This window comes from Lentzea sp. NPDC058436, from assembly GCF_042721515.1.
GTDB lineage: Bacteria > Actinomycetota > Actinomycetes > Mycobacteriales > Pseudonocardiaceae > Lentzea.
The window spans coordinates 252,356-263,386 of the sequence record NZ_JBHXLF010000002.1 but is presented as its reverse complement, the minus strand read 5'-3'; the positions used below and the strand labels follow the sequence as shown (position 1 = coordinate 263,386).

Sequence of the window (11,031 nt, the reverse complement as noted above, 5' to 3'; positions counted from 1 at the left end):
AATTGGTTCCTCGGCGACGCTCTAACGCTGGCCTCAGGTTGGTCGGGGACGATGAGCGGCCGAAGCATCGACTGGAGGGACGGGCCGACGTGCGGATCATGATCGCGGACGACGAGGCGGCCATCCGCGAGTCGCTGGAGCGGGTGCTCCAGGTCGAGGGGTACGACACCAGCACCGTCGCCAACGGTCTCGCCGTGCTCGACGGAATCGCCGGCGACGAGCCGGATCTGCTGATCCTCGACGTGATGATGCCCCGCCTCGGAGGGGTGGAGACCTGCCGGCGGTTGCGGGCGGCGGGCCGGGACCTGCCGGTGCTGATGCTGACCGCACGGGATCAGATCTCCGACCGGGTCGCTGGGCTGGACGCGGGCGCCGACGACTACCTGCCCAAGCCGTTCGCCACCGAGGAGTTGCTGGCCAGGGTCCGGGCTCTGCTGCGCCGGCGGGCGCCGGGTGACGACGAGTCGCAGATCCTCACGTTCGCCGACGTCCGGGTCGATCCCGACAGGTTCGAGGCGTGGCGGGGCGGGCGGCCGCTCCGCCTGACCCGGACCGAGTTCTTCCTGCTGGAGGTCCTCGTGCGCAACGCGACGCGGGTGTTGACCCGAGGCGAGCTGTTCGGGGCGATCTGGGGTTTCGACATGAGCGTCACGTCCAACAACCTCCAGGTGTACGTGAGCTACCTGCGTCGCAAGCTGGAGGCCGGGGGCGAGCCGCGGTTGATCTACACGCGGCGCGGGCTGGGGTACACGTTGCGGGAGACTCCTCCGTGAGCAGGTTGACCCGCTGGTGGCGTCGGCGGTCTTTGCGGACCAGGCTGACGGTGATCGCGGCGACGGCCATCGCGGCGAGCGTGTTCCTGGCCTTCCAGGTGGCCAGCGAGCTTCTGGACGGGGAGCTGCGCGCCAGCGCGGAGGATCAGCTGCGCGCCGACTCCCGCCTCCTCGCGGCGAACGCGGAGCGCGCCGGTCTGGCGCAGGTCGAGCTGCCGCCGTATCCGGGATCCGGCCGGCTGGTGCGGGTCGTCCTGCCCGACGGCTCGATCCGGACGCCGGTCGGCCAACCCGCGCTGCCCCCGGTCAGCGAGCACGCCGCGCGCGTGGCTCAGGGCGCGTCGGCCGACCTGATGGAGTCGGGCGACAGCGACGACGACGGCTACCTCGTCTACACGGTGCGGGCGGGCGGCGGTGCGGTCCAGGTGGCCCGCGCCGCCGACGACAGCCCGATCAACACGTTCGGGTTGGGCATGCTGCTGATCGGGCTGCTCTGCGTGGTCTGCGGCGCCCTCGTCGGGCGAGCCGTGGCACGAACCGGGCTGGCGCCGATCGACCGGCTGACCGCCGCCGCGGTCCGTGTCGCGCACACCCGGGATCTCGACGCGGACATCCCGGACGAGGGCGGTGGGGAGATCCGGCAGCTGATCCGGTCGATCAACGACATGCTCGCCGCGCTCCGGGACTCCCGGCAGGCCCAGCGGTTGCTCGCCGAGGACGCCGCCCACGAGCTCAAGACCCCGCTCACCAGCCTGCGCCTCAACATCGAGCTGCTGATCCGGCTCGATCGGCGCGGCACCCTGGACAGCGCACTGCCCTCGGAGAGCCGGACCCGGCTGCTCAACGACCTCGGCGCCCAGGTGGCCGAGTTGAGCACGCTTGCCGCCGAGCTGACCGACCTGGCGCGCGGCGACGTCAGCGACGAGAGCGCCGAACTGCTCGACCTCGCCGACGTGGTGGCGTCCGCCGCGGCCCAGGCAGGTTCCCGTGCGCCCGACGTCGAGGTCGCGCTCGACGTGACCTCCGTGTGGGTGAGCGGGCGTCCCGCCGCGCTCCAGCGGGCGGTGCTCAACCTCATCGACAACGCCGGCAAGTGGTCCCCCGTGGACCAGCCGGTCCAGGTCCGGCTCCGCGACCTGGGCGCGTCGGCGGTGCTCGAGGTCGACGACGCCGGGCCGGGCATCGACACGGCCGACGTACCGCGGGTGTTCGACCGGTTCTACCGTGCCGACAGCGCTCGTGCGTTGCCGGGATCCGGTCTGGGGCTGTCGATCGTGCAGCGGGTCGTCGACGCTCACGGCGGCCGGGCCACCGTCGCCCGTTCCGCACGCGGTGGCGCGCTGCTGCGGGTCGAACTTCCGGCTGTTTCGCTCGTTTGGCCGTCGGGCCCGTGAAGAAGATCCGGGCCGGGAACTGAGTCCCCGACCCGGATCTCCTCCGTGCTCACCGTTGCAGCGCGGGCTTCTCGTCGTCAACGAGCGGCCGCTGAACTTCCGGCACCGCTTCGACCGGCCGGGACAGTCGACTCGGCCACCACATCCGCCGGCCGATCAGCAGGGTGAGGGCGGGCACCAGGACCGACCGCACCAGCAGGGCGTCGAGCAGCACGCCGAAGGCGACCAGGAACCCGACCTCGATCAGCATCACCAGCGGAAGCGTGGTGAGGACCGCGAACGTGGCCGCCAGCACCAGGCCTGCCGAGGTGATGACGCCACCGGTGGCGGAAAGCGCTTTCAGCATGCCGTCTCTGGTGCCCAGACGCACGGTCTCCTCCCGAGCCCGGCTGGCCAGGAAGATGTTGTAGTCCACGCCGAGCGCCACCAGGAACAGGAACGCCAGCAGTGGCACCGAGTAGTCGACACCCTTGAAGCCGAGGATCGTGTCGAAGACGAACACGCTGCCGCCGAAGGCCGCCGCGAACGAGACGACCACGGTGGCCATCAAAACCAGTGGGGCCACGACCGCTCGCAGCAGCAGCGCGAGAACGATCAGGACGACGACGAGCACCAACGGGATCACCAGCTTCTCGTCGCGGCTGGTGGTCTCCGCGGTGTCGAGGTGCTCCGCACTGGGCCCGCCGACCATCGCCTCCGCCCCGTTCACCGCGTGCACGGCGGTGCGCACCCGCTTGATCGTGTCGTACTCCGCAGCGGTGTCCGGCGCGTCCTTCGGGAACACCGAGATGTCGGTCCAGCCACCGCGGGTCTCCCCTGGAACGGCCACTGCCACACCCTGGGTGCCCTTGACGACGTCGAGCACCCGCTCCTGGTGCGCCGGCCGCGTGAAGACCGTCATCGGCTGGCCGGCGAGCTCCGGGAAGTGTTGCCGCAGAACGGTGAAGCCGGTGACCGACTCCGGCGCGGACACGAACTGGTCCTGCTCCCGCAGGGCGCCGGTGTTGCCCGTCAGACCGAGGGCGAGCACGCCCAGGACGCCGAGCGAGCCGAGCGTCGCCACCCACCGGCGGCGGCTGATGGCGGCGCCGAGCCGCACCCACAGCCCCGGCTTCTCCACCGCGGCCGTGTCGAACCGCGGGATGGCCGGCCAGAAGATCCGCCTGCCGAGCACCACCAGCAGCGCCGGGAACAGCGTCAGCATGGCGACCAGCGCGCACAGGATGCCGGCCGCGCCGATCGGGCCCAGTCCGCTGGTGCTGTTGAGGTCCGCGACGAGCAGGCAGAGCAGGCCGGCGACCACGGTGGCCGCGGAAGCGACGATGGCCGGTGCCGCGCCGCGCAACGCGTGGATCATCGCGACCCGGACGTTCTCGTGGTGGTGCAACGCTTCCCGGTACCGGGCGATGAGCAGCAGCGCGTAGTCGGTGCCGACGCCGAACACCAGGATCGTCAACAGTGCGGAGTTCTGGTCGTTGACCACGATGCCGAAACCCTTGACGAGCAGGTAGACGGTCGCCATCGAGGTCAGTGCGGCCGCGCCCACGGCCACCAGCGGGATGAGCCACAACACCGGGCTGCGGTAGGTGATGATGAGCAGGAGCGTCACGACGACGATGGTGGTGAGCAGGACCTGCAGGTCGATGCCGTCGAAGACGGCGTCCATGTCGCCCTCGATCGCGGCCGGTCCGGTCACGTCGAGTCGCAGACCGGCGGGGCGGTCCTTCGCGGCGTCACGCAGCGGGCCGACGACGGCCTCCGGTGCGCCGTAGCTCGTGCTCACGTCGAGGGTGAACATCATCGCCTTGCCGTCGGCGGAAGGTCTCGTCTGCGGGCCCTCGTCGTCTTCGCCGGCCGGGGTCACTGTTTTGGGTGGGTACTGCTTGGCGAGGCTGTCGTAGTGGCGCTCGACCGTCGCGCGGTCGGCGTCGGTCATGCCGTTGTCGCGGTGGTACACGAAGACGAACGTGTTGTCGTTCCCGCCGGGAAGACCGTCCTCCAGCACCGCGACCTTGGTGGACTCGGCGTTGGCCGGCAAGGTGTCCGCGGCTTTGTCGGTGGTGACCGAACTCAGCTTTCCGCTCAACGGCCCCATGATGACCGTCAGCACCAACCACAAGCCGATCACCAGCCACGGCACCCACCGGCCTGCCGCTGCTTTCGCTGTGTTGACTGCCATTCCCAGCCTCCTCCACATGTGTTGCTTCGCCTGTCTGGCAGCGACTTCCTACCGAGCGAATATGAGAGGACCGTTAATAAGACGGAGAAGTAGTACCGTCGTGCCGCCCGCGTCCCGAAGATGACGACCGCGGTACGACGAAACGGGACGGATTTCGTCTTAGCGTTCAGGACATGAAGAAACCTGATGGTCCACTGTGGAGGCTTGGGGCTGCCGCCATGGCGCTGGCGACGGCGTTCACCGTCGTCGCCTGCGGGTCGAACGCCGGCAACGGTGCGGCGCCCACCTCACCCGGCGGGCACAACGCGCACTCGGGCCAGCCGCCGGCCGCACAACTGCCGCTGCGCGCCGGCGAGCGCTTCGTCGACCTGAAGATGCCCGAGGCCTACACGCCCGCACCGCCGGAGGGCGGCGGCACGGACGAGTACCGGTGCCAGGTGATCGATCCGGGCCTCACCAAGACGGCGTTCCTGACCGGAACCCAGGTCACGCCCGAGAACATCGCCATCGCGCACCACGCCATCGTGTACGCGGTGCCACCGGGCGGCGCCGCCGCGGTGCGGGAGCAGGACGCGAAAACCCCCGGCCTCGGCTGGCAGTGCTTCGGCGGGACCGGCGTGGCCGGCGCCGAAGTAGAGGAGGGGGAAGCGGCGTGGGTGGACACCTGGGCGCCCGGCGCCTCGGAGACGCTGTTCACCCAGGACGTCGGCTTCAAGCTCGAACCGGGCAGCCTGATCGTCCTCCAGCTCCACTACAACCTCCTCGCGACCGACGGCAAGCCGGCCGGGTCCGACCGCTCGGCGGTGCGGCTGCGGCTGACGGACGGCACGCCGCAGACCCGGGAACTCGACACGTTGCCGCTCGACGCACCGACCGACCTGCCGTGCACCGCCGACGAGTCGGGTCCGCTCTGCGACCGGGCGGCCTCGATCGCGGACGTGACGAAGCGGTTCGGGCAGGAGGTCGGCGGCACCGCGGACGAGCAACTGGAGGAGTGCGGCCAGAGCGCGCCGAAACCCGGTGACACCCAGACCTGCGACCACGCGGTGGAGGCGCCCATGACGCTGTTCGCCGGGTTCGGCCACATGCACCTGCTCGGGCGCGCCATCAAGGTCGAACTCAACCCCGGCACGCCCAACGCCAAGGTGGTGCTGGACGTGCCGCAGTTCGACTTCGACAACCAGCGGCTGGTGAAGCTGCCGTCACCGGTGGAGATCGGTCCGGGGGACACGCTCCGGGTGACGTGCACTCACGACGCGGGGCTGCGCAAACGGTTGCCGCAGTTGAGCAAGCTGCCGCCGCGCTACGTGGTGTGGGGCGACGGCACCAGCGACGAGATGTGCACGGGCATCATGACGGTCTCTCCCCGCAAGTGACCCGGCTGCGTCTGGATTCCCCGAGGTCGCCGGCCTGGATGTTGCTGCCACTGCGTGCTTTTCTCGGTGGCACCTTCGCCTTCGCCGGTCTCTCCAAGCTCCTCGACACGCACTACTTGGACGGCACCTCTCCACTCGGTGTCCACGCGCAGATGGTGAACGCCGCCGCGACCTCCCCGATCGGCCCGCTCGTCTCGCTGGCCGCCGACCACGCGACCGTCGCCGGGCTGGCGATCGCGTTCGGGGAGATCGCGGTCGGACTCGGCACCCTGCTCGGGCTGTTCACCCGGCTCGCCGCGCTCGGCGGTGTCCTGCTCTCGCTCAGCTTCTTCCTGGCGGTGAGCTGGACGACCCGGCCGTACTACGTGGGGGCGGACATCGTGTTCGCGTTCGCCTGGACACCGTTGCTGATCGCGGGCGACGCCGGGGTGTGGTCCCTGAATGCGCTGTTGCGTGCGAAGGTGCGGCTCGGCCTGCCGGCACGTCCCGACGGGACGGTGCAGGACGATGTCGAGCGGCGCACCCTGCTGCGGAGCGGTCTGATCGCGGGGGCGGTGACCGCTGCCGGAGTCACCGCGGGCAGCGTGCTGGCGCTCGCCCGGCGCCCTGCCGGCACGCCGGCGGAACCGGTGGTCCACGGCCAGGTGATCGCCGCGGTCGACGACGTCGCCGTCGGGTCGTCGAAGAGCTTCACGATGCCGAACGGCACGCCCGCCCACCTCCTCCGCCCGGCGCCGGACACCTTCCTGGCGTTCAACGCCTCCTGCAGTCATCAAGGCTGCCCGGTCGCCTACGTCGGCCCTGGGTTCCGGTGCCCTTGTCACGGCGCCACCTACGACGAGTCCGGACAGGTGACCGGAGGGCCGGCGCCCGCACCGCTGACCAAGATCCCGATCAAGGTCGTCGAAGGCCAGGTGGTGCTCGCCTGATCTTCGGGTTCCGGTGGTCAACAGCGTTGGACCGGGCGGGTGAGTCTCAGGTCGTAGGCGAGGATGACGGCCTGGATCCGGTCCCGTGCGCCGATCTTGGCGAGGACCCGCCCGACGTGCGTCTTCACCGTCGACTCCGACAGCGTGAACCGTCGCGCGATCTCGCCGTTGGTGAGCCCGTGGCCGATGGCGACCAGGATCTCGTGCTCGCGGCCGGTCAGGGAGTCCAGCCGGGGATCCCTCCGCACGGGCCAGCAGAGGTCGTCGTCGAGCTGGCCGGCGACCGTGTCGAGCAGCCGCCGGGTCAGCGCCGGCGAGATCACCGCGTCCCCGGCGGCGACGGCCCGAATGCCGGCGAGCAGCTCCTCCGGGCGCGTGTCCCCGAGCAGAAACCCGCTCGCCCCGGCCCGCAGCACGGCGAACGCGTAACGGTCCACATCGGACGTCGTCAGCACGAGGATCCGCGAACGCCCGCCGGCGGCGACGATGCGCCGGGTGGCCTCGATCCCGTCGACACCCGGCATGCGGAGGTCCATCAGCACCACGTCGGGACGGAGCTCAGCGGCCCGCCGAACGGCCTCGGTGCCGTTCTCGGCCTCACCAACGACCTCGGTGTCGTGGGCGCTCTCCAACAGCATGCGAAACCCGAAGCGTTGCAACGGCTGGGCGTCCACCACGAGCACGGAGATCATGAATGGCTGCCTTTCCAGGGGCGCGCGGAGGTTCTCCCGCGCTGCTGGGCCGTGTCACCCGGCGATGCCCACTTCATACCGAGCGGACCTGAGACGACCGTTAAAACGGTGCTCAGGCCGGTCGGGTTACTCGGCACTCGACATGTCGACGAGTGACTCCGGACGTAGCGGCCACTCCGCGGAGGTGAGGCTGAGTCGATCGCCGTAGGGGTGCCGGTCGTTCTCGTCAGCCGGCAGCGGATCGCTGACGAGACAACGATGCAGCAGCAGTTCTCGGCGCTGGTGCAGCGGTTCCACCTCGTGCTCGGACCAACCGGCTCGGGGTGCTGGAGGATCGACGGCGATGTCCACCTCGCCGTCCCAGTTGAGATGCAGCCCCTCCTCATCCGAGTAGAACCGGCTGAAGCACGTCCGCCACTGCGAGTTCGACCCCCAGCCGTGCGACAAGTCATCAGTAGGGCGCGGCCGGCGACGGAAGGTGAAGTACAGCGTCGAGGTCGTGGCCGCCGTGGCGTCGATGAGGTGCTGCGGCGCCCGCACTCGCACACCGGCGCGACTGAACAGCAGGTCGCCGAACCACAGGCCGGGCCACAACACCTCCTCCACGGTCACGCTCGTCGCCGAGGGATCCTGCACCACGGTGAAGATCTCGTGGTGGAACGGGGAGAACGCCTCGGCGTGGTCGAACGGGGTCAGCCCGATGCCCGAGAAGAACTCCGTGTGCACGGCAAGCCCGTCGGACCTCACCCCACTGGTGACGCCGCCCCTGGTGTCGGCACGTTCTCCGGTCGTGCCGAACTCGGTGGGCGGTTCTCCCCGTGTGCAGAACGCTTCGATCAGGTAGTCACTGACACGGCTGAGCCCGTACAGCTTCATGATCCGCCACAACTGCTCGTCGTCTCCGGAGTAGCCGCCGGCAGGTGTTCGCTCCCGTTTCCGCAGCGGCTCCAACTCGGCCAGATGCTCGGCTGCGGTCGGCCTCTGACTGCTCAGGTACGCCCGGCGCTCGCCAACGCCGTCGTCGTGATCGAGCAACCCTTCGTACAGCTCCCGAAAGTAGCCCCAGTCGAGTTCCACGGCGCGATCATGATCCAGCCGGCCAACATCTGCAACGACGTTCGACAACGGCGGGGACGCACTCTCATCCAGGCACACCTGCCTCGAGTACCGCCAGGTCGCGCACCGCGTACCGGTGGTGCTCGGCTTCTTCCTTCAGCACAACCTTGAGGCAGCGGCGCACGACGTACTCCTGCTCGGGATACATGTCCGCGGGCTTGCGGCCGCACACCCGGTCGAGTTCGGCCGCGGTGAGCCCGTCGACGACACGCCGCATCGCGGCCATGCGGGCGAGCCGCGGCGCCAGCACCTCATCGAGCGTCGGGGTGGCTTCGAGGGTGAGGCCGAGCTTCGCCGCCTCCTCCGGCGGCGTCCCCCCGGCGGGCAAGCCCAACGGGTGGTAGGGCGTTTCCTCCTCAAGCACGGCGTTGCCGAACCAGGCATCGCAGGCGAACAGCAGATGCCGTTGCGTCTCCACGAACGACCACTCGCCGCCGACCTGCTCGTGCAGTGCGGCCTCGGGCAACTGCCTCGCCCGGTCGAGCGTCGCGCCCCACAGGGTCTCGATGGCGTCCCAGGCAGCCCGGTAGTCCTCGGGGGAAGCCGCCTCCCGCGCCTGCACTCGCGCTGGGTGCCGGTTGTCGAGCTCGGCCTCGACGTAGGCGGTCACGTCGACGTCGTTGACGACGAGGCGCTCGAAGTGGCCACCGAGGTAGACGTCGCTGCCGTAGCAGTCGACGATCTTCAGACCGGTCACCTCGCAATCGCGGATCTCGAGACCATCGAGGTTGCACAGGTGGATACGAGCGCCGCGGAACTGGTCGCTCTGGGCGTATTCGGAAACCATCGACGCAGTCTCGCTCAGTCATCACGCCCGCGCCAGGTTCGGCAGTGGTCTGAAGCAGGCCCGCCGCGGAAGGTGAGGTACAGCGTCGAGGTCGCGGCCACGGTGGCGTCATGAGGTGCGGTGGCGCTCACGCCCGCACACCGGCCCGGCTTCATACGCCCGGCGCCTGCGGACGCAGTCATCGCGAGCGAGCAAGCCTTCGTACAGATGACCGAAGTATCCCGGGTGGAGTTCCACCGCGCGATTTGGACCGACCGGCCACAGTTGCAACGACGTTCCTTCGTCAGTGGGAACGTACTCTCCTGCCGCCGGGGTTCGGCTCGCCCTGGCTGCTGTTGGTGTGGTCCTGTTTGCGCTCACCGCTGCGGGTGAGGTTCCTCGCCTGACATGTCGGCGCCTCCGGCTTCGGAACCGAGCACGTCGAGCATTGCGGCACCAACGACCAGTTCGACGCAGGTGACCACCTCGCGTGGGGAGTCCGCGAGACCGATCGACAGGCGTGCCAAGCACCTTGCCGCCCTCTCGGCTACTGGCGTACCGGCGAGCGTCAGCGGCGACTCCGAAGTGTTGACAGCGCAGGGGATGTGCAACGAGCTCGTCGGCGGTGCTGCCCCTGAAAAGCCAGTCGACGACCTGGTCAGGGTGGATGGTGTGATGACGTCTGATCGGGCTGAGGCCATGCCGGCCGCTGCCGAGCAGGCTTACCGCTGACCACGTTCTGTTCTGCACGAGCCGCCCTTCCGGCGACTCGTGCAGGACGATAGAAGATCAGCGGTGCAAGAACAGCGCTGATCTTCAACGGTGGCCCGCCGCGCTGGTGCTTCACTCAAGGCGATGCGGACGTCGGTGGCGGACTGCATAAGCACGTCGAGGCCTGGTGAGGCATTCGACCTCTTTGGGTTCAGTGGAACGTCGCTGGCCGTCCAACGCGCTCTCATGCCGCCAAGCGGTGTGAATGGGCGTCGCGTCGGATGGGATCAGGCCGTCGACGAGGTAGCGACGCGCCGACTTCCGACGTTCGACAGCAGGCCCACGCACCTTCAGTTCCACCGCCACACCCGATGGGCAGTACTCCGTTGACCGCACTGTCCACTCTCGACACGCCTAGGTGGGTCGAAGAACCCGGCACACCGTCGAGCGCGGCATCGTCCCCGGCTGAGCAGGAACGATGCCGCTTGACACCTTCACACGCGACTGAACCACTCCTGCATCTCGTAGTCAGGGCGGTTCGAATCGACGAAATCAGTTCGCCAATAGACCCACAGGTGACCCGGCCGATACTGCGACATCTTCGCATAGACATATCGCTCGGCATGGCCGTGGTCGTAGGATCCGTAAATGTGGCCGGACGAGAGCCGGAACTCGGACTTGCTCCAGCCCCAGTCGCAATTCACCGGCGAGCACTTTCCGAACACACGCATGATCCATCCCGCATCATGCACGATCTGACACGCGCCGCCATTGCAGATCGTGACCGGTTGGCAGTCGCGCAATTCGATTCGCGCGATACCACTCGCGTTCGGATCGATGTTGGCCCAATTGCCGTGCTCGATGGCGTGACCACTGCAGATCAGCGGCCTGATCGGGTCGCTCGTCCCGGCCTGGTTCGCTGCGACGCCAGTAGGTGCGACTTCCGTCGACACCGGAGGCACAACCGGTGCGGCGTGCCCCGCGGCCGCGGTCCCCGTGATCACGCTGCCGATCAGGATCATGGTCGCAGCAACTCTCAATAATTTCCTTCGCATGGAATCCCCCTTCTCGATCAATCGCCGAATAATGCAGTTC

General features: G+C 68.9%; 10 protein-coding genes. 5 read left to right on the top strand and 5 right to left on the bottom strand.

The features are described 5' to 3' along the window. Positions 1-89 precede the first annotated feature (89 nt). Positions 90-773: a response regulator transcription factor gene (locus ACFWN2_RS08650; protein ID WP_382425926.1), complete on the top strand. Its 684-nt coding sequence runs from the start codon at positions 90-92 to the stop codon at positions 771-773. Then, positions 770-2,167, top strand: a complete 1,398-nt coding sequence (locus tag ACFWN2_RS08645) for an ATP-binding protein (RefSeq protein ID WP_382425924.1) — start codon at positions 770-772, stop codon at positions 2,165-2,167. Before ACFWN2_RS08650 ends, ACFWN2_RS08645 begins: the two co-directional genes overlap by 4 nt. Positions 2,168-2,216: 49 nt before the next feature. On the opposite strand, the gene ACFWN2_RS08640 is transcribed toward ACFWN2_RS08645, so the two are convergent. Continuing rightward, on the bottom strand, positions 2,217-4,346 hold the full coding sequence (locus ACFWN2_RS08640; protein WP_382425923.1) for an MMPL family transporter: 2,130 nt from the start codon (positions 4,344-4,346) through the stop codon (positions 2,217-2,219). Between the two features lie 173 nt (positions 4,347-4,519). On the opposite strand from ACFWN2_RS08640, the gene ACFWN2_RS08635 reads away from it, so the two are divergent. Together ACFWN2_RS08635 and ACFWN2_RS08630 are read left to right on the top strand one after the other, a co-directional pair. Further along, entirely contained in the window at positions 4,520-5,722 is a 1,203-nt protein-coding gene (locus ACFWN2_RS08635; protein ID WP_382425921.1) for a hypothetical protein, read from the top strand. A 38-nt stretch (positions 5,723-5,760) separates the two neighbouring features. Next, the gene (locus tag ACFWN2_RS08630) at positions 5,761-6,651 is read left to right on the top strand and encodes a Rieske 2Fe-2S domain-containing protein (RefSeq protein ID WP_382425920.1); all 891 of its coding nucleotides are present in this window, start codon (positions 5,761-5,763) and stop codon (positions 6,649-6,651) included. Between the two features lie 17 nt (positions 6,652-6,668). On the opposite strand, the gene ACFWN2_RS08625 is transcribed toward ACFWN2_RS08630, so the two are convergent. From ACFWN2_RS08625 to ACFWN2_RS08615, 3 genes are all read right to left on the bottom strand, one after another. Continuing rightward, complete coding sequence (locus tag ACFWN2_RS08625) at positions 6,669-7,343, bottom strand: response regulator (protein WP_382425918.1); 675 nt, start codon at positions 7,341-7,343, stop codon at positions 6,669-6,671. Between the two features lie 126 nt (positions 7,344-7,469). Then, positions 7,470-8,420: a hypothetical protein gene (locus ACFWN2_RS08620; protein WP_382425916.1), complete on the bottom strand. Its 951-nt coding sequence runs from the start codon at positions 8,418-8,420 to the stop codon at positions 7,470-7,472. 64 nt (positions 8,421-8,484) lie between these two features. Beyond that, positions 8,485-9,246, bottom strand: coding sequence for a DinB family protein (locus ACFWN2_RS08615; RefSeq protein WP_382425915.1), 762 nt, complete (start codon positions 9,244-9,246; stop codon positions 8,485-8,487). Between the two features lie 387 nt (positions 9,247-9,633). On the opposite strand from ACFWN2_RS08615, the gene ACFWN2_RS08610 reads away from it, so the two are divergent. Continuing rightward, the gene (locus ACFWN2_RS08610) at positions 9,634-9,957 is read left to right on the top strand and encodes a DUF732 domain-containing protein (protein WP_382425913.1); all 324 of its coding nucleotides are present in this window, start codon (positions 9,634-9,636) and stop codon (positions 9,955-9,957) included. Positions 9,958-10,430: 473 nt separating this feature from the next. Here ACFWN2_RS08610 and ACFWN2_RS08605 read toward each other — a convergent pair whose 3' ends face one another. Then, on the bottom strand, positions 10,431-10,958 hold the full coding sequence (locus ACFWN2_RS08605) for a hypothetical protein (RefSeq protein WP_382425911.1): 528 nt from the start codon (positions 10,956-10,958) through the stop codon (positions 10,431-10,433). Positions 10,959-11,031: the final 73 nt, after the last annotated feature.

Coding starts and splice junctions, on each gene's coding strand:
- ACFWN2_RS08640 (WP_382425923.1), bottom strand. CDS start 4,346: ATGGCAGTCAACACAGCGAAAGCAGCGGCAGGCCGGTGGGTGCCGTGG.
- ACFWN2_RS08635 (WP_382425921.1), top strand. CDS start 4,520: ATGAAGAAACCTGATGGTCCACTGTGGAGGCTTGGGGCTGCCGCCATG.
- ACFWN2_RS08630 (WP_382425920.1), top strand. CDS start 5,761: ATGTTGCTGCCACTGCGTGCTTTTCTCGGTGGCACCTTCGCCTTCGCC.
- ACFWN2_RS08625 (WP_382425918.1), bottom strand. CDS start 7,343: ATGATCTCCGTGCTCGTGGTGGACGCCCAGCCGTTGCAACGCTTCGGG.
- ACFWN2_RS08615 (WP_382425915.1), bottom strand. CDS start 9,246: ATGGTTTCCGAATACGCCCAGAGCGACCAGTTCCGCGGCGCTCGTATC.
- ACFWN2_RS08610 (WP_382425913.1), top strand. CDS start 9,634: ATGTCGGCGCCTCCGGCTTCGGAACCGAGCACGTCGAGCATTGCGGCA.
- ACFWN2_RS08605 (WP_382425911.1), bottom strand. CDS start 10,958: ATGATCCTGATCGGCAGCGTGATCACGGGGACCGCGGCCGCGGGGCAC.